The organism is Ruegeria sp. BE10, from assembly GCF_056538905.1.
The window spans coordinates 173,567-192,580 of sequence record NZ_JBQFTX010000007.1 but is presented as its reverse complement, the minus strand read 5'-3'; the positions used below and the strand labels follow the sequence as shown (position 1 = coordinate 192,580).

Sequence of the window (19,014 nt, the reverse complement as noted above, 5' to 3'; positions counted from 1 at the left end):
GGGCCGCCACCTAACAGTTCGGCCCGATGCATTCCATATGTTAGCGGTATCATCGATGGATTAGAGTGTTTTGTCAGCACTTCTGGCGAAATACCAGCCCCTTTGGACCGAATCTTGACAAAAGGGGTGTTGCTGCTTCAACGTTATTGAAACGTTTCAATCGAGGGACATCCAGTAAGCAGATGCGTATAGCGGCACAGCTTTATACCGTCAGGCAGCTCGGGGGTCTGGCTGCGCAGTTGGATCTGATCCACGCCTGCGGTTTTGCGGATGTTGAAACGGTTGGATTTCACGATCTGTCCCCTAAACACATGGCGTTGCAAGTTGCGCAGTCGGGCCTGACCGTCCGGTCGGCGCATTTCGATTGGGAAGAATTCGAAACCCGGTTTGACGATATTCTGACCCTGCTTGATCTTTTGAACTGCCCGGTTGCCGTGATGCCATGGCTGGCGCCTCAGGCCCGCCCTGACACGGTCGCGGGATGGCAGGATGTAGCAGACCAACTCTCTGCCTGGGCGGCGCGATTGGCGGGCCAGGGGGTTCGACTGGCTTATCACAACCATGATTTTGATCTGGTTGGCCCTGTTGGAGAATCGCCTTTGGACCTGATCTTGGCGCATGACACGCTGCATTGGCAGCCCGATATCGGATGGTTGGCCGTCTCGGTGCCGGAACCGGCCGCGGTGTTGCAGCGGTACGCGGGGCGGATCGTATCAGTACACGCCAAGGATGCAGAACCGGCTTCAGGGCAGGGTGATGATCGCTGGCGCAATCTGGGGCAGGGTGTGGTCGATTGGCCCCGGCTGTTGCGCATTCTGAATGACAGCCCCTGCAGCGATCTGTTTGTCGAACACGATGAAACGCCCGACCACGCCGAGACGTTGCGGACGGGGCGAAAGTGTCTGATGGGACAGATGTCTTCGGTGGTCGGATAATGGCGCGCGCAACGATCAAGTCGATCGCCAAGGAGACGGGCTATTCTGTTGGCACCGTCTCGAACGCGCTGCGGGGGGCTGCGTCAGTTCGGGAAGAAACACGCCAAGAGATTCAGGCTGTAGCCACGCGTCTCGGGTACCGTGTCAATATGGACGGTTTGAAGCTGCGCACCAACAAATCCTACCGTATCGCGGTGCTGGTCAGCGTGTCACCTGACGCAGCAGAGGAATGGGAAGGGGTAGAATTCACCCGCATTCTGGCCGGTATCTCGGTGTCCTTGCAGGGTTCGCGATACGAGATGTCTGTGTTCAACGTGGCCGATCTGCCGGATGCCATGGCCGTTCTGGCGCGGATTGTTCAGGACGGTTTGGCCGATGGTGTCATCTTTTCGGGCACATTGCAGGACGATCCGCGCATCGCCTTTCTACAGCAACACAGTTTTCCCTTCGTGACCATGGGTATGAGCGACAGCAAGACAGCCCATGCCTATGTCGATTTCGACAGTCAGGCGGCTGCGTTTGACGCCACCGCGCGGTTGGTGGGATTGGGGCACCGACGTATTGCCTTGGTGAACCCCCCGGCCGAACTGATCTATGCAGCACAACGTCAAACCGGATACGAACAGGCGTTGGCCAATGGTGGCCTTGCGCCTGACCCAGCGCTGATTTTCAATGGCCCTACAACCGCTCGTACTGGGCAGTTGTGCTTTGAGGCTCTGATGCAGCTAAGCGACCGACCCACGGCCTGTATCTGCGCGAATGAGGCGATGACACTAGGCGTTTTGTCCGCAGCCCATGCTACGGGTGTGCAGATTGGCCGGGACATAGTGGTGATTTCCACCGATGACCTGCAACTTAGCCGATATTTCGTACCCCCGCCCAGCACCTATTATGTGCCCATCGAAGAAACCAGCCGTCTTCTGGGCGAGTATATGTTGAAAGCTTTGGAAGGGGGCGACCCGTCCGAGACCCAGAAAAAGATCAGGGCCACGCTGATCGAGCGCCAACCTGACACCCCCGCGCCGCAAAGGGCGCCCACCACGTAAACCAACTCAGGAGGACTTGAAGATGTTTAAAAATCTACTGGCCGCAGCGGTCGTGACCGCGATAGCAGCCCCCGCAGTTTTTGCTGCCGACATGGACGGGCGCGTTCTGAAAATCGGAACTGACGCCACCTATCCGCCAATGGAGACTGTCGATGAGACGACCGGTCAGATCGTGGGTTTCGATGTGGATGTGATGAATGCGATCTGCGAACGGGTCAATTGCGTCCCGAATTTCGTCAACACCGCATGGGACGGCATCTTTGCCGCGCTTCAGCAGGGTGAGTTCGATCTGGTGATCTCGGGCGTCTCAATCACGCCGGAACGCGAAGAGACGATGGATTTCTCAGAACCCTACATTGTGGTCAGTCAGGCCATTCTGCTCCAGGTCGACAATGCGGACATGACGCTTGAGGATTTCAAAGCCGGTGGTCAGAAGCTGGCGGCGCAGACCGGTACCACCAACGCGCAATTGGCCGAGGATCTAGTAGGGCGCGAAAATGTCAGCCTGTATGACAACTTCTCTGCCGCGATCCTGGCACTGCAAAATGCGGATGTGCAGGGTGTGATCATCGACGGCACCTCGGCCGCCGCATACGAGCAGGAGTTTGCGGGTGAGCTGACCGTGGGCATCACCGGCCTGCAATCCGACCCGCTGGGTATCGTGTTTCAGGAAGGCGACGCTACGGTCGACGCCATCAACGAAGGGCTGGCAGCGATCAAGGCCGACGGCACGCTGGACAAGTTGGTCGGCAAATATTGGGGCACCGAATAAACCTGTCCGATCCGAAACGGCCCGGTGCCGATGGCAACCGGGCCGCCTGTTTGCAGTGAGGTCCCATGAAGCGTCTAAGCTCGATCCGCCCGAGCAATCTTGTTCTGCTCGCCGCGGCCCCGTTCATTATCTACCTGTTCGCTACCTCTTCAAAATACCTGCGCTCTTTGATCGCAATTCTCGGGATCGGGAATAATGCCGGCCCGATTTTTGTCGGGTTCCTGCTGGTTCTTGCGGTGGCCATTCTGGGATATCTCTGCGCCCGAAACGCGCGGTTTCAGACGGCGCCGGGTTGGGTGCGTATCTCGGCATGGGCGGCCTTGCCCGCAGCGTTGGCGCTGGCGGTCTTGGTTTTCGTCGCGCCGCAGGTGCTGATGCCATTTGCCGAGTCCGTCTTCTTTCATGCGCTCAGCGAAAATACTTCGACCTTGATCGACCGCTCCGCGCAGACTTGGGTACTCTTTCCAGACGTTGTTGATCAGGTTCAGGCAGGTCTTCAGGTGTTACTGCTAATCTATGCGCTTGTGGTTGCTGGTATTTTGCTGTCGGGCCGGTTGCCCGTCAGGGCGCGGGGACTTGCTCAGCTTGGGTTTGAAATCCTGACCGGGGCCGCGCTGTTCTATCTGATGTTTATGGCCCATTGGCAATTTGCAACCGGAGTGGCGATCACGTTTCGCGCCGCCATTTTTGCTTATATCTTCGCCGCCATTCTGGGGCTGATCTGGGTCGGGCTGCAATCGTTCAAACCCAAGGCGCGCACGACTGTTGTCTATGGCTGTATCAGCCTGACTTTGCTGGGTGTATCGGCGTTTTTCTTCACGCAGCCACAGGTCAAATACGAACTGATAGGTACGCTGGATGCGCGCATAGGCATTGTGCGCGGCACCCCACAGGCGCAGGCCGACATCATCAGGTTTGGTGAATTCGACGGGGGCGAAGACCAACAATACCGCATCCGTAGCGCCCCAAACGCTGCCAGCGCGGTGGAACAGATCGAAACCGTCGACAGCGTGTCGGGCGCCTTTGTCCCGGTCGGTGCCAACACCAAGGGCTATCCGGTGATCTGGCAGACGCAATTTCTGCCAGATCAATACCGCAACCCGGCGCTGGCTTTTGCCGTGTTCGGCTTTTTGTTGCTGACGCTGACGGTTGGCGGTGCGCAGCACAAACTGCATCCGCTGGCCGTAGGGGCCGAGTTCTTCGTGGACACGATCCGTGGCATTCCGATGCTAGTGATCATCCTCTATATCGGTCTGCCTTTGGCTGGGGCGGTCAAAGATGCCACGGGTGGCGGTATCGATATGACAAATATGACTCGCGGGATCATCGCGATCTCGGTCGGCTATTCCGCTTATATGGCCGAGATTTTCCGATCCGGGATCGAGGCCATCCCACGAGGTCAGATCGAGGCTGGTGGCTCGCTGGGTCTTTCGCGCTGGCAAACTGCGCGGCTGATCATCCTGCCGCAGGCGCTGCGCATCGTCACGCCGCCCTTGGGCAATGAGTTCATTGCGATGATCAAGGATACCTCACTGCTGTCGATCCTGTCAGTCCGCGATATGACCCAGCGGATGCGCGAATTTCAGGCCGCCAGTTTTCTGCCCTTTGCGCCGTTTAATACAGCCGCAATCCTCTATGTGGTGATCACGTTGGGCTGCGCCAGCTTCCTCAAATGGATCGAACGCCGCACGGCAAGGGAAGATCGATGAGCAGGTTGGAACTTGGGGTTTGCTATTACCCCGAACAATGGGACCGGTCGCTCTGGCGTGAAGACGCGCAGCGAATGGTCGAGATGGGACTGGATTGGGTGCGCATCGCCGAATTCACTTGGGGCCTGATTGAACCGGAGCGCGGCGTTTTCCACTGGGATTGGCTGGATGAGGTGATCGACATTCTGGGCGAGACAGGCCTGCGCGTGATGATGTCCACGCCCACCGCCGCCCCGCCGAAATGGCTGATCGACGAACATCCGGAAATTCTGCCAGTTGGGCCGGACGGGCGCGTGCGAAGGTTTGGATCGCGGCGGCACTATTGCTTTTCCAGCGATTTCTATCTGACCGAAGCCCGCCGGATTGCCACCGAATATGTCCGTCGTTATGGCCAGAACCCCTATGTTCACGCTTGGCAGATCGACAATGAATATAACGATCACGACACGGTGCTTAGCTATTCGGATGCGGCGCGGGTCGGATTCCAGCGGTGGCTGGCGGATAGGTACGGGTCGATCGCGATACTGAATGAAATTTGGGGGACCGTGTTCTGGGGATCTGCCTATTCCAGCTTTGACCAGATCGAATTGCCCAACGGGCTGGTGGCCAGCCCCAACCCAACCCATGCACTGGATTTTGCGCGATACTCCTCGGACCGGGTGCGGCTTTTCAACCGCGCGCAGGTGGATGTGCTGCGTCAATACGCGCCGGGTCGGGACATCACCCATAATTTCATGGCGGGCAGTTTTGAGTTCGATCACCATGCCGTTGCCGCCGATCTGGATATTGTTGGCTTCGACAGTTACCCCTTAGGAAATCTGTTGGGCTCGACCCTGTCTGACGACGAAAAGCACCGCTATTTGCGGACTGGCGCGCCGGATTATCAGGGGTTTCACTGCGATCTGTATCGCTCTCAAGGCAAGGGGCGGATGTGGGTGTTGGAGCAGCAACCCGGCCCGGTGGACTGGGCCGAGAAAAACCCCTCACCCGCGGACGGGATGGTGCGACTGTGGACCTGGGCAGCCTATGCGCATGGCGCGCAGGCGGTGATGTTTTTTCGCTGGCGACAGGCTAAATTTGCGCAGGAACAGTATCACACAGCATTGTTGCGTTCGGACGGCAGCCCGGATCAGGCCGCCGTGGAATTGGCGCAGGTCGCGGCAGAGCGCGACTTGTTGCCCGCCGTGGTACGTGAGCGGGCGCAGGTGGCCATAATCCTGGATTACGAATCCATCTGGGCGGCGGATATCCTGCCGCATGACGATGCCTTCCCAAATGCTCAGATCATCCGCGAATGGTATGCCGGGCTGTGCGCGCTTGGGGTCGATCTGGATTTTGTGGGGCCACAAGATGAGCTGAACGGGTATGCCCTGATTGTTGTCCCGCAAAGCATGATCGTTCCATACGATCTGGCCATTAAACTGCGGGACAGTGGGGCGAAACTGCTGATCGGCGCGCGCGCGGGCAGCAAGACACCCGACATGCACACACCGCACAACCTTGCGCCCGGAGCGTTGGCTGAGCTTACCGGTGTGACGGTCTTGCGGGTGGAATCGCTACCAGAACTGGCGCAGGAATCGGTGCGCTTGCAGGACGGAACGACGTATGACTTCACCGGTTGGCGGGAAATCATCGACACCAGCGGAATGGTAACGGCAGAGTTTAGCAGCGCATACCGGGATGGCAGCCCGGCGATTGTACGCTCGGACCGAGCGATCTATCTGGCAATGATCCCACGCGGCCAATTGCTGCATGCCATACTTTCGGACGCGTTAAGCTGGGCGGGCCTTCCCGTCACGGATTGCGGACCGGATCTGCGGATCACACGTCGCGGAGGATTGAAATTTGCCTTCAATTTCGGGGCAGATGGGTTGTCATTACCGACTGACGAACCACATGCCTATTTGGTTGGGGGCACTGAAATCCCACCCTATGGGGTTTCAATCTGGCGGGACACGTGATCTTGCCAGTCCACATTCCTGTTGGCAGCAAGTAGAAGGCTGCAAAACAACTCAATAGCAGGAGAATCAAAATGGCTGAACGGAAAACCCTTTCCAGACGCTCGATGCTGAAAGGCGCGGGCGCGGCTGTTTTGGCGGCTCCGCTTTACAGCAAAAGCGCGCTGGCCTCTTCGGGTGAGATCAACGTGGTGATGTGGTCGGATTACCTGCCGCCTGAGTTCCTGGAAGGGTTCGAAGCGGAAACGGGGATCAGGGTCAATCATATCGGGATCGGATCGAACGAAGAAATCCTCAACATGATGACTGCGTCGAATGGCCAGGGGTTTGACCTTGTCGCGCCTACCAACATGCGGTCTTTGCAATGGGCGCCGCTGGACCTGCTGCAACCGTTTGATCTGGATAAGGTGAACCTGGACGCGGTTAACCCTTCCATGGTTAGAATTGGGACCGACGCTTGGAATTTCAACAAAAGCGGAGCGCACTGGCTGCCGCATATCTGGGGGACTGAGGGCATAGCCTACCGTACCGATCTGTGGTCGCCCGAAGGTGACGCTCCATCCTATGGGGATGTCTGGGCGGAAGAAAATGCCGGTATGACCATGGGTCGTGCGCATTCTATGATGCTGTGTGCGGGTCTGTATTTGGAACGCTTGGGTGAGATGGAGCCCGAGTCCGTCTGGGATGCCTACGACGACGAAGACACCATGCGCAGGGTCTGGGACCAGATCACGGACTGGTGCATTGAACGCAGGGATCGGATCAAGCTGATTTGGAACGATGCTGAAACTCAGAAATACGGCTTGCTGAATGGCGGCGTGGTTGTGGGGCAAACATGGGACGGGCCGCCGCTGGCTTTGAAATCAGCAGGGGAACCGGTGAATTATCAGGCTCCGATCGAAGGAGCGATGGCGTGGGTGGATGGTCTTGCAATGCCAGTCGGTGCGGAAAACATCGAACAGGTCTATGCGTTCATCAACTATTTGTACCGACCTGAGCCAGCCGGAGCTGCCGCTGCAGTGAACGGATATAACACAGCCGTACTGGGCGCCGAGGATTTCGCGGGCGATGAGTTCAGAAAGAACTTTGCCGAGGCCTATCCGGGCGACGCGTTGGCCAACCTCAACCCGTGGCTGGCCGAAGCTCCCTGGTATGCCAAAGCACGGGCCGAATTTGTCGAGAAATTTTTAAACGCCTGAGCATTACCCCTGTGCGGGTGGACCATTTGGTAGGATGACGACGTCACACGCTGCGATTTCGTGCCCGTTCCAAAGGACGGGTGCGGCGGTGTAGTTGATCAGAAATATATACTGCTCGGATTCCCGTCGGCGCAGGCCCTCGGGCATTGCATGCAAGGTCATGTCGACCGTTTGGGCGGCCATCGAGATGACCCTGTCCCAAAGAGCCTCATCCGGGAAACCCGCAAGGTACCAAAGACCGTTTTCGCCTTTTAGGGCAGATGTGCCATCAACAAAGGTCAAAAGGTCTGGGGCATCTCCAGAGAGGCGGTCAACCCAGTGTTGCGCCGCGCCACCTCCGTTAACATCACGCTGCACGTTGGGGGGCAGGGTTTCCACAAGATCAACTCCGCAATCCAGCCCGGACAGGCCCGGGCGGCCTGAGGTTGGAATTTGGAAATCGCGAGTGATCGCGCCTGTACGGGGGCCAAGGATGGCCAGATCACAACCCTCAGTCAGGCGGGTTTCCAGATCGTCATCCAGCGTGGCAAGACCGGGGGCGAGGATCAGTTTGTAACCGGTCTTGGGCGTTTCCGAGGCCGCAATGAAGTCCACCGAAAGCCCGGCCCGCCGCAGCGCGCGATAGGCTGAAAAAACCAGCCGGAAATAGTTGAACCCGGCCCCTTGCGGTTGTGTCGCCCAGGCCCAGTCCGAGGCATAATCGAACACAATCGCGACGTCCGCCTGCGTTTGCGTCAGCGCGCCAAGCTCGGCCAGATCAACTGCGGTTTGACGTGCCTCAGCCAGTGCCGGGGCGGGTGTGTTGTTCGGTGTCAAAAGGCCAGCGTGCATTTGTTCCTGCGCGAACGGAGCCTGCCGCCAGCGGAAATAGCTGACCACTTCGGCCCCATGAGCCACCGCCTCAAGCGACCACAGGCGCACCATGCCGGGCAGGGGGGCAGGGTTATAAGGAGCCCAGTTCACCGGGCCCGGTTGTTGTTCCATCACCCACCAGCGCCCGCGCCCAACGGCGCGATAAAGGTCGTGATGAAAGGCCTGCATATCCGGATCGCCCTGTTGCAGGAACGCGGCTTTATGGGCCTCGTCCGCCTCAAGGCGGTCTGAGAGAAACCCAATCGGGTAGCTGTCCCATGTGGCGATATCCAGATCCGCACCGACTTTGAAATGATCGAAATCCAGAACCCGACCCATATAATTATGCAGCAGTGGCGCGTCGGTCAGTGGCCGCAACGCATCAACCTGCGCTTTGTTGAACATCACCACCTGATCCGAGCTGAACCAGCGGAAGGCCAGAACATGCGCTGGGTTGGGTTCGGTCACAGTCAGATTGGGCAGGTCGATCTGATCGAAACCTGCGTATTCCATCGACCAAAACACATTGCCCCAGGCGGCGTTCAGAGCGTCGACCGAGCCATATTGATCGGCCAGCCACCGCTGAAACTCTCGCAAGGCAGGCTGGCTGTAGCTGACGGTCGTGTCATGGCAGCCATATTCGTTGTCGATCTGCCAGGCGGCGACATGCGGGTTGCGCCCATACCGTTCGCCCATGAGCCGGACAATGCGGGCGCATTCGGCGATATATCCCTGATGACTAAAGCAATAGTGCCTGCGTGAACCGAATTTGCGCGGCTGCCCCTGAGCATCCACCGCCAGCATGTCAGGGTGTTTCTCAAGCATCCATCGGGGCGGCGTTGCTGTCGGCGTGCCCAGAACAACCTTAAGGCCCACAGCCCCCAGCACCTCAATCGCTCGGTCCAACCAGTCGAATTGCAGATCACCCGGAGTTGGCTCCATCCGGCTCCAGGCAAACTCACCGATCCGCACCCAGCTCAGGCCGGTTTCGACCATCTGCGCGGCGTCCGTGGCCCACATTTCTTCGGGCCAGTGTTCGGGATAGTAGCAAACACCAAGTTCGGGCTTCATAGAATGACTCTGTGTTCGGCCTGCCCAGTACCCGTGCTGGGGGCGGCAAAGGTCATACCGTTGGTAGGGTGTGCAGCAAGCGTGTCCTCGTCCAGCCCCTCGCGGGCAGTGGTGCAGTAGAGTGTGGTCAAGTCGTTGCCGCCAAATGCGGGGCATGACACATGGGTGGCTTCAAATGGGATGGCCGTCAGGAACTGTCCTGACGGTGTATAGGCTGCAACACGGCTTGCACCCCATTGCGCGATCCAGAGGTTGCCTTTCGCATCAACCACGGCGCCGTCGGGGTTCAAACCGTCGACGCGTAGGTCCAGGAATACCGTGCTGTCGCCCTTGGGCCAGCCGGTTTCGGAATTCAGCGGCCATTGAATGACCTGCTTGGTGGCCGTGTCCGTGTAATAGGCGCAAGACCGGTCCGGGGCGAAGCAGATCGCGTTCGAGATCGTGACATCGTTCACCAGTTGCCGAAGTTCCCCCCGCCAATACCGATAAATCGCGCCTGCACCGGGTTCGGCGGTTTTACCCATCGTCCCGATCCAGAACCCACCCCAAGGATCCGCACGCCCGTCATTTGAGCGCGTGACCGGATTGTCCGCCTCAAGTGGGGCGATCAGGTCTTTCTGGTCGTTTTGCAGGTTGAACCGCCACAGGCCCGTTTCAGAGGCTATCAACAGCCTATCCCGGTCTACCCAGCCCGCGGCCGAGACATGTTCGTCGAACTGCCAATTGCGCTGCGCTTCGCCGTCCCGTGTCATCAGACGTTTGCCCAGGATGTCAAACCAGAACAGCTGTTGCCGTTCCGGGTGCCACAACGGCCCTTCGCCCAGTTCACAGGCGCGGTTGTCGTAGACGATGCTCATCCAGCGGCCTTGTCGTAGGCGGTGACGATTTGGGTCGCCCGCTCTGCGACTTCCGAGGCGGTCATGCCGGGTTTGAACAGCGCCGATCCGATGCCGAACCCATCAGCGCTTGCCTTGATCCACAGGTCGAAATTCTCGGGGCCTGCCCCGCCGACGGCATAAACCTGCGTGCCTGTAGGTAGCACCGCACGTAAGGCCGCCAACCCTGTTGGTCCTGCCAGCGCTCCGGGGAACAGTTTCAACCCTGATGCCCCTGCTTGGAGCGCGGCGAAAGCTTCGGTCGGGGTAAAAATACCCGGCCAGCTTTCCAGCCCCAGCCGATGTGTGTGCGAGATCACCTCGGGGTCGCAATTCGGTGACACGATCAGACGACCGCCGACCTCTGATACCATGTCGACCTGCTGGGACGTCAAAACCGTGCCTGCCCCGATCAAAGCACGATCACTGAACTCATTGGCCAGAACGGCGATCGAGGCCAGCGGATCGGGTGAATTCAGCGGCACTTCGATCTTGTCGATGCCAGCGTCGATCAGCGCCCGTCCAACGTCCGTTGCGTCCGAGGGGGCCAGTCCGCGCAAAATGGCGATGATGGGTCGGCTCATGCGGTTTGCCTCGTGAGGTTGCGGGCCTGTTGCAGACCGGCCAGGGTACATTTCGTGCTGTTGGCGGTTTCTACAAACGCGCCCTGTTGTTGTAGCGCCTTGGCATAAACTTCCGACAGGCTCTCGGCCCCGATGATTGCCAATTGCTGACCCAACCAATAGGGGCGGGTGGCCGCCAATTCCGCGCCGATCAGAAAACCTGACAGCCGCGCCCGAATAACGCCGCCATCCTGCCCTTGCAGCAGATCAGCGGCCCGCAGGCCAAACAGGCGCGCCGCCAGTTGTTCAGGTTTCGACAACGCATCGGCCGTGGCCTCGGCAAAGGCGGCATCCTCCCAGCCCTCGCCGATCGAGTGTTTTAGCACCGATTGCCCGCCCAGCAGATCGAACATCTCGCCCGTCATGAAGGTGCGAAAGCTGACAACCTCTCCGGCGCTGACCTGCACCCATTTCGTATGGGTCCCAGGCAGGCAAATAACCCCGTCCCAGTTCTGACGCGAGGCCAGAAACCCGGCGATCTGGGTTTCTTCGCCGCGCATGACATCGGGTGGTGCGGTTTGTTTCAGACCGGGCACCACGAAGGCGCGAATGCGGGGGTCGGTGCCGGGAACACGAAACGGCGCAACCGGCGTTGGCTCACACGGAACGGCGGAATAGGGGGCTTCGACCCAGCCCTGCCGCGCGCCCACCATTCCGCAGGCGATCACTTCAAGCGGCGCCGTGCCCAACCAGCCTTCGATCAGTTCGAACAGCGCGGCTTGGAACCTGCCTTTGTCCACCCGCGCCATGCCTTTGACCGACTGCGCCTGATCCAGCACCGCATCGCCCTGCATCGCCCAAGTCCGCAGATGCGAGGTTCCCCAATCGACTGCAATCCATTCCGTATTCATGGCTTTACCCCGTTACGACAACGCCGCCATCGACGGCCATGCATTGCCCGGTCATCGCGCGGCTGGCGTCCGAGGCCAGAAACAAGGTCGGTGCGACCATATCCTCGGGCGTCAGGTGTTCTTTCAGGCATTGACGGTCCAAATGCGCGGCCAGATCTTCGGGCGTGGCCCACATGTCCAGCTGTTTCTGCGTCAGAACCCAGCCCGGAGCCAGCGCATTCACGCGGATGTTCTGCGGCCCAAGCTCGCGCGCCAAGGATCGCGTCATCCCGGTGATCCCGGCGTTTGAAGTGGTGTAGATCGGATAACCGGAATTGCCCATCATGTAGCTGATCGAGCTGAAATTGACGATTGAACCCCCTTTGTCCTGCATCTGGCGCGCGGCTTCCTGACAGGCAAAGTAATAGGCCTTGAGATTCACTTCGATCATCCAGTCCCAGAACTCGGATGTAGTGTCCTCAAGCGCGTGGCGTTTGTCATTGGCAGCGTTGTTGATCAGCACGTTCAGGGGGCCATGGGCCTCGGCCGCCTTTTGCATGGTAGCGTGCAGCAATTCGGTATCGGTCATGTCGCCTTGCATGAACAATGGCGCGCGGCCGTGTTTGTCGCGCATCTCTTCGACGAAATCGCTGGCGTCCGAACGACCGATGAAGGCAACGTTTGCGCCTTGGGCCAGAAACCCATCCGTCAGCGCGGCGCCCACCCCCGAGCCGCCGCCGGTAATATAGACGGATGCACCGTTCAAATCGTGGAAAGTGGCGGGTTGGTCCATCAGTGGCTCTCTCTGGTCACAAGGCGTGTGTCTTTGCCGACAAGGAAATCAAGGTCCGCGCCCTGATCGGCCTGCAGCACATGATCAATATAAAGCTTCGCGTATCCGCGGGTGTAATGCGGGGCGTCGGGTTGCCATGCTGCGCGCCGGGCGTCCAGTTTCTTTTGGTCCACCAGCAACTCCAGCTCGCCCTTGCTGGCGGATACGCGAATGCGGTCGCCGGTTTTTACCAGTGCCAATGTGCCACCCGCCTGCGCCTCGGGGCTGACATGCAGGATTACAGTGCCGAACGCTGTGCCTGACATCCGCGCGTCCGAGACGCGGATCATATCGCGCACACCCTCTTTCACCAGCCGCGCGGGGATCGGCATATTGCCGACCTCGGGCATGCCGGGATACCCTTTGGGGCCACAGCCTTTCAGCACCAAAATGGTCTCAGCCGTGACAGGCAGATCGTCGCGGTCGATATTGGCCTTGAGGTCTTCAATGTTCTCAAAGACGTAGACTTCGGCCTCGGTCTCCAACAGCGCGTCCGTCGCGGCCGAGGGTTTCACTATGGCGCCGTTCGGGGCCAGATTGCCGCGCAGCACGCGCAGGCCCGCGGCGGGTTTCACCGGATCGTCAAAGGGGCGGATGACGTCGCGGTTAAAACATTCAGCCCCTTCATAATGGGCCGAGATATCCTTGTTCAAAACCGTTTTCGCGGGCCGCAGGAAGGGTTTCAGCTCGGACAGAACGACGGGAACGCCGCCTGCGTAACAGAAATCCTCCATCAGGTATTTGCCCGAGGGCATGCAGTTCACCAAAAGGGGAATGTCTGAACCGATTTCGAAGTCTTTCAGGGTCAGATCGACTCCGACGCGGCCTGCCAATGCCAGCAAATGAACCACCGCATTTGTCGATCCACCCACGGCGGCGTTGGCCAGGATGGCGTTTTCAAACGCTTCCTTGGTCAGGATGTCCGAGGGTTTGAGATCTTCGTCCACCATCTCGACAATCCGTTTGCCGGTCAGATGTGCCAGCGCCATGCGACGGGCGTCGACAGCGGGCAGGGCGGCGTTGGTGGGCAGGCTCATGCCCATCGCTTCGACCAGCGACGCCATTGTGCTGGCCGTGCCCATCGTCATGCAAACGCCCGCACTGCGCGACATTCCGGATTCCGCACTCATGAAATCCTGCAGGGTCATTTCACCTGCGCGTACGGCTTCAGAGAATTTCCAGACGTCTGTGCCTGACCCGATATCCTGGCCGCGATATTTACCATTCAGCATCGGGCCGGAACTGACCACAATAGACGGCAGATCAACCGAGGCCGCACCCATCAATTGACCCGGTGTGGTTTTGTCGCAACCTCCCAACAGGACAACGCCGTCGATACCATAGGCGCGAATCGATTCCTCAACATCCATCGCCAACAGATTGCGGAACAGCATGGCGGTGGGTTTCATCTGCGTTTCGCCCAGCGACATGACCGGAAACTCAACCGGAAAACCTCCGGCCTCCCACACGCCGCGTTTGACCCCTTCGGCCAGGTCACGCAGGCCCGAGTTGCAGGGCGTTAGTTCCGACCATGTGTTGCAGATCCCGATGATGGGGCGCCCGTCGAACGCGTGGTCTGGAAAGCCCTGGTTCTTCATCCACGAGCGGTGGATGAACCCATCTTTGTCCAGCTTGCCATACCAGTGCTGTGATCGGCGTTTCTTAGTCATTTGTTCTGCCTTCTATTCTTGGGGTCAGGCGGCTTTTGCGGGTTTGCACCAGTCCGGCAGCCAATCGGCATGGGCGATGAGCAGATCATCAACCATGTTGCGGATTTGGCGCAGGTCCAGTTCGGCGGCAGTGTGCGGGTCCATCATGGCGGCGTGATATATGTATTCGGGGTTCCGGTCGACCAGCGCACGCACCGTTAGCTCTTGCACGTTGATCTGACTGCGCATCAGCGCGATCAACTGCGGTGGGATGTCCGCGACCACCGAGGGCTGCACACCGTTGCTGTCCACCAAGCACGGGGTTTCAACCGCAGCCCCCAAGGGCAATTGCGGGATTTGGCCTGTGTTGGGCAGGTTGCCATAGGCAACGTAGGGCGTGTCGGTGACGATGGCGTTCATCATATCGGCGGCGAATTCATGGCTGCGGGTGACATTAATATTGCGCCCGTCGGTCAGGGTCTTGGCCTGTTCTTTCCAACTGGCCACCTGTTCGACGCAGCGGGTGGGGTATTCGTCCAGCGGGATCGAAAACTGCTCGATCAGGTCCGACCGCCCGTCCTTGATGAACCACGGCACGTATTCCGCCAGATGCTCGGAACTTTCGGTGCAGAAATAGCCCAGATGGTCCATTACCTCATACCGGACTTTGTTGGGGCAACGTGGCATCAGCAGCGGTGCCTTGGGTATTTGACCACTTGCGTATCCCTGCCGCAATGCGGGGTAGAGATCGCGCCCCTGGTGTTCCAACCGCAGAAAGAAGGCGACGTGATTAACGCCAGCGACCTTATAGCGAAACTCGTCCTTAGGCAGGTCCAGATCATGGGCCAGCTCTTCGACCGTGTTCTGGACCGAGTGGCAGAGGCCAACATGCTTCACCGCTGGAAATTGCTCGGCCAGGGCCCAAGTGTTGATCGCCATTGGGTTGACGTATTGCAACAGGGTTGCATTCGGGCACAACTGCATCATGTCTCGCGCCACATCCCACAGAACAGGAACCGTGCGCAGGCCGCGCATGATGCCCCCAATGCCCAGCGTATCAGCTATGGTTTGTCGCAGACCGTACTGCTTGGGAATTTCAAAATCGGTGACTGTGCAGGGTTCATAGCCGCCAATCTGGAAGGCGGTGATCACGAAATCCGCCCCGTCCAGCGCCGCGCGGCGGTCATTATGGGTGGATACGGTCGCACCCGATCCGACCGAGCGGATCATCGCACGGGCGACCGCCTCGCTTTCAGCCAGGCGTTCGGCGTCGATATCCATCAATGCAAAGTGGCTGTCGGCCAGCGCAGGGGTCAGCAGGGCATCGCCCACGATGTTCTGCATGAAAATCGTGGAACCCGCACCAATAAAGGTGATCTTGGTCATAAGGCGAACTCCGGTTCGAAGCTATTTGACGGCACCGAGGGTCAGGCCCGCGATGAAGTGTTTCTGCATCAGGAAGAACATGGCCACCGGCGGCAAGGCTGCCACGATGGAGCCGGCGCTCATCAACTGATAGGCGGCGCGGAATTGCGCGTTAAAGCTGGTGATGCCTGCGGTAACAGGTTGGCTTTCGGCCCCTTGGGTCAGGACAACGGCCCAGAAATAATCGTTCCAGATGAAGGTGAAGATCAGCACGCTGAGCGCGGCGATGGCTGGTTTCATCAGTGGCAGGACCACATACCAGAAGATACGCCATTCGCTGATACCTTCGACCCGGGCAGCTTCGATCAGCTCAAACGGAAGGGCGCGGATGAAGTTGCGCATGAACAGGGTGCAGAACCCAGTCTGGAAGGCGATGTGGAACAGCACGAGCCCGGTTTTGGTGTTGTAGAGACCCAGTTGTAGGGTCAGGTCACGAACCGGCACCATCAGGATTTGAAACGGCACGAAATTGCCTGCCACGAACATGAAGAATATCCAGATGTTCGATTTGAACTTGTAGATCCCCAGCGCGAACCCGGTCATCGTGCTGAGCGCGACACACCCGACCACCGTCGGGATGGTGATCAGGAACGAGTTCAGCAGATACCGTGGCATGTCCGAGTTAAAGAACACCTGCCCGTAGTTGAACGCGCCCTCAAAGCTGGACGGCATGCCCCAATAGTTCGCGTTGGTGAAGTCCGCAGCCGGTTTGACCGAGAACAGGGCGACCGCCAACAACGGCCCCAGCCACAACAGCAAAGCCAAAGGCAGCATAGCCTGATAGCTGATTTGCGCCGCGCGGGATTGTTTTTCGATAGGTTTGGGAAACATCTCAGTGCCCCTTTTCTTCGCGATACATCGACCACAGGAAGTAGGCGATGAAGCAGAGCATGATCAGGAACAGGATCACAGCGATGGCGGCACCATATCCCATACGGAAGCCGTATTCGGACAGCGCGACCTCGAACATGTAATAGGCCAGCACGCGGGATGATCCGAACGGGCCGCCCTGGGTCATGATTGAAATCAGATCGAAGCTGCGCAGCGCGCCGATGATGGTCACGACAAAGGCGATGAATGTGGCGGGGCGCAGTTGCGGCAGGATGATGTGCCATAACATCCGCAGGCCCTTGGCGCCGTCCAGACGCCCGGCCTCGATCTGTTCGGGGTCCACGGCGTTCAGGCCGGTCAGGTACAGGATCATGCAATAGGCCGTTTGCGGCCACAGACCGGCAAAGATGATGCCATAGGTGACAAAGCGTTCATCCCCTAGCACGTTCAGCGGCTCGATGCCGAACAGACCGAGGAATTCATTGAGCAGGCCGAAGGTCGGGTCATAGAACCACGTAAAAACGAGGCCGACGACGACCTGAGAAATAACAAAGGGAAAGAAGAAAAGTGACTTGTACAGGCGGATGCCCCAGACCGTCTGGTTCAGGAACAATGCGATGAAAAGGCCCGCCGGGATCGCTGCCAGATAGAGGATCAGCCAGATCAAGTTGTTCTTGAGGGAAATATAGAACGCATCTCGATCTACCCACTCCCAATAGAGGTCTTCATAATTGCGAAACCCAACATATTCCGCTGCTCCCAGCCCGTCCCACTCATAGAGCGAAAGGTTAAAGGACTGGAACAAGGGGATGATCACGTAGACCATGAAAAACAGCAGGCCCGGGGCCAGAAACAGCCACGGAGCGATACGTTGTTGGTTTCTGTGGAACCAGCTTTCTTGTTCCATATCTGCGGCAGGGGTCATGGTGTTGTTCCGGTTAAGGTGCTGGCGGGCCAACGCCCGTCTTATCGCCAAGATTCGAATGGGCCGGGCTTTGACCCGGCCTATTCTTGATTAGTTCTCGTAGATACGCCCACGCGCGCGTTCAAGCTTGGCTAAAATCCGGTCCAGATTGTCTGGTTTGACCATGAATTCCTGGAACCCTTCCATTGAAACTTTGGCCATCTCTGCGGGTGCATCGCGATCCCAGAACTGGGCAATACCGCCGGGGCTGTTGGTGGACAGCATTTCAAAGCCCTGCTGCAGGAACTTGTCATTATCCACCGACGACTGGGCATTCACCGGCAGCTGACCAAGGTTCGCGCCATTGTTGATCTCGGTCTGTTCGTCCGCAGACACCACGAAACGCAGGAACTCGCGCGCGGCTTCTTTGTTCGCGGCATTGGCCGGGATGTGGAATGTGTCGGTGGGCGCATCTTCGGCTAATTCAACGTCGGGATTGATCGCAACAAACTGATAGAAGTCCAATTGGTCATCTGAAAGGCCCGCTTCGCGCAATGGTGCGACAGCGAAGTTGCCTAGCAAGATGGCTGAAGCATCGCCTTGAACCATCAGGGGAAGTGATTCCTGCCAGCTGCGCGCTGTGTGGTCGTCGGGGAACGCGCCCATGTCGAGAAGCTGTTTCCAATTTGCAAAGGTCTGCTTTACGCGATCATCTTCCCAACTGATTTCGCCATTGGCGAGTTGGTTGTGGAAATCGAACCCGTTAGTGCGCATGTTCAGGTAATCGAACCAACCACCAGCGGTCCAATAGTTTCGTGTTCCAATCGTATAGCATACTCGCCCAGAATCGACGATCTTCTGACAATTGACCAGTTCTTCTTCCCACGTTGTGGGTTCAGTTAGGCCCAGTTCATCAAAGATGTCTTTGCGGTAATAAACGCCCCATTGATAGTAGGTATAGGGCACGCCCCATTGCTTACCATCAAGGGTCATCGCACCTTTGGTAGAGGCCAGGTTTTCTGCAATCTCGGGCTCAGCCCAAAGGTCTGAAACGTCCTCGAAAAGGCCGGCCTCAACATAGGGCTTCATCCGGTTGGCTGCATACCAGTTGGCAACGTCCGGTGTGTCCGCCGTAAGGAAGTTGCGGATTTGAGTCTTATACGCCTCGCGGTCGATCACGGTGGTTTCAATCTCGAGCCCCGGATGCTGTTGCGCGAACCGATCGATCATCGCTTCCATCGTCGCGCGGGGCGCCGGGTTCGATGTGTCGAGGAAGATTCGCAGCTCGCCGGACAGTTCGGCTGCTACGGGCGCGGCAAGTGCCGCACTGGCCGCCAGCGCCACCGCAGTACGCTTGAACATGGAATGCATGGTTTCCTCCCTTAGCTTCCATTTTTAGTTTCAAATAATGAAACCGTGTTTTATATATTGAAAACTACACATCGACTCGGTTAGTCTTGTCAAGACCCTCGTGAAGATGGCGATGGGTCAATAGGAGGAGAA

At 58.4% G+C, this 19,014-nt stretch carries 16 protein-coding genes; 6 read left to right on the top strand and 10 right to left on the bottom strand.

Going from position 1 to position 19,014, the window contains the following annotated elements; all coding sequences use genetic code 11:
* Window positions 1-182: 182 nt before the first annotated feature.
* From ACR0M2_RS16075 to ACR0M2_RS16050, 6 genes are all read left to right on the top strand, one after another.
* Window positions 183-935, top strand: a complete 753-nt coding sequence (locus ACR0M2_RS16075) for a sugar phosphate isomerase/epimerase family protein (RefSeq protein ID WP_226689450.1) — start codon at window positions 183-185, stop codon at window positions 933-935.
* Window positions 935-1,981, top strand: a complete 1,047-nt coding sequence (locus ACR0M2_RS16070) for a LacI family DNA-binding transcriptional regulator (protein ID WP_480706003.1) — start codon at window positions 935-937, stop codon at window positions 1,979-1,981. The genes ACR0M2_RS16075 and ACR0M2_RS16070 overlap by 1 nt, the downstream gene beginning before the upstream one ends.
* Before the next feature lie 22 nt (window positions 1,982-2,003).
* Entirely contained in the window at window positions 2,004-2,753 is a 750-nt protein-coding gene (locus tag ACR0M2_RS16065; protein WP_480706002.1) for a basic amino acid ABC transporter substrate-binding protein, read from the top strand.
* Between the two features lie 65 nt (window positions 2,754-2,818).
* A complete protein-coding gene (locus ACR0M2_RS16060; RefSeq protein WP_480706000.1) occupies window positions 2,819-4,462 on the top strand; it encodes an amino acid ABC transporter permease in 1,644 nt (547 codons plus the stop codon).
* The gene (locus ACR0M2_RS16055; protein WP_480705998.1) at window positions 4,459-6,423 is read left to right on the top strand and encodes a beta-galactosidase; all 1,965 of its coding nucleotides are present in this window, start codon (window positions 4,459-4,461) and stop codon (window positions 6,421-6,423) included. Before ACR0M2_RS16060 ends, ACR0M2_RS16055 begins: the two co-directional genes overlap by 4 nt.
* 71 nt (window positions 6,424-6,494) lie before the next feature.
* Window positions 6,495-7,619: an ABC transporter substrate-binding protein gene (locus ACR0M2_RS16050; protein ID WP_170349913.1), complete on the top strand. Its 1,125-nt coding sequence runs from the start codon at window positions 6,495-6,497 to the stop codon at window positions 7,617-7,619.
* Window positions 7,620-7,622: 3 nt separating this feature from the next.
* Here the strand turns inward: ACR0M2_RS16050 and ACR0M2_RS16045 are convergent, their stop codons facing one another.
* The 10 genes from ACR0M2_RS16045 to ACR0M2_RS16000 form a co-directional block, all read right to left on the bottom strand.
* On the bottom strand, window positions 7,623-9,542 hold the full coding sequence (locus tag ACR0M2_RS16045; protein WP_170349912.1) for a beta-galactosidase: 1,920 nt from the start codon (window positions 9,540-9,542) through the stop codon (window positions 7,623-7,625).
* Window positions 9,539-10,399, bottom strand: a complete 861-nt coding sequence (locus tag ACR0M2_RS16040) for an SMP-30/gluconolactonase/LRE family protein (protein WP_480705996.1) — start codon at window positions 10,397-10,399, stop codon at window positions 9,539-9,541. The genes ACR0M2_RS16045 and ACR0M2_RS16040 overlap by 4 nt, the downstream gene beginning before the upstream one ends.
* Window positions 10,396-11,001 (bottom strand): 2-dehydro-3-deoxy-6-phosphogalactonate aldolase, encoded by a 606-nt coding sequence (locus ACR0M2_RS16035; RefSeq protein ID WP_480705995.1) that lies wholly within the window; start codon window positions 10,999-11,001, stop codon window positions 10,396-10,398. The genes ACR0M2_RS16040 and ACR0M2_RS16035 overlap by 4 nt, the downstream gene beginning before the upstream one ends.
* Window positions 10,998-11,891: a 2-dehydro-3-deoxygalactonokinase gene (locus ACR0M2_RS16030; RefSeq protein WP_480705993.1), complete on the bottom strand. Its 894-nt coding sequence runs from the start codon at window positions 11,889-11,891 to the stop codon at window positions 10,998-11,000. Before ACR0M2_RS16030 ends, ACR0M2_RS16035 begins: the two co-directional genes overlap by 4 nt.
* Window positions 11,892-11,895: 4 nt before the next feature.
* Complete coding sequence (locus ACR0M2_RS16025) at window positions 11,896-12,663, bottom strand: SDR family NAD(P)-dependent oxidoreductase (protein ID WP_480705992.1); 768 nt, start codon at window positions 12,661-12,663, stop codon at window positions 11,896-11,898.
* Window positions 12,663-14,372 (bottom strand): IlvD/Edd family dehydratase, encoded by a 1,710-nt coding sequence (locus ACR0M2_RS16020; RefSeq protein ID WP_480705990.1) that lies wholly within the window; start codon window positions 14,370-14,372, stop codon window positions 12,663-12,665. The genes ACR0M2_RS16025 and ACR0M2_RS16020 overlap by 1 nt, the downstream gene beginning before the upstream one ends.
* A gap of 24 nt (window positions 14,373-14,396) precedes the next feature.
* Window positions 14,397-15,737 carry an alpha-galactosidase gene (melA, locus tag ACR0M2_RS16015; protein WP_480705988.1) on the bottom strand — a complete coding sequence of 447 codons (1,341 nt, stop codon included), beginning with the start codon at window positions 15,735-15,737 and terminating at the stop codon, window positions 14,397-14,399.
* 21 nt (window positions 15,738-15,758) lie between these two features.
* Complete coding sequence (locus ACR0M2_RS16010) at window positions 15,759-16,607, bottom strand: carbohydrate ABC transporter permease (protein WP_170349905.1); 849 nt, start codon at window positions 16,605-16,607, stop codon at window positions 15,759-15,761.
* A gap of 1 nt (window position 16,608) precedes the next feature.
* Window positions 16,609-17,532 carry a carbohydrate ABC transporter permease gene (locus ACR0M2_RS16005; RefSeq protein WP_480705986.1) on the bottom strand — a complete coding sequence of 308 codons (924 nt, stop codon included), beginning with the start codon at window positions 17,530-17,532 and terminating at the stop codon, window positions 16,609-16,611.
* 90 nt (window positions 17,533-17,622) lie between these two features.
* Window positions 17,623-18,882 (bottom strand): ABC transporter substrate-binding protein, encoded by a 1,260-nt coding sequence (locus ACR0M2_RS16000; RefSeq protein ID WP_480705985.1) that lies wholly within the window; start codon window positions 18,880-18,882, stop codon window positions 17,623-17,625.
* Window positions 18,883-19,014 lie beyond the last annotated feature (132 nt).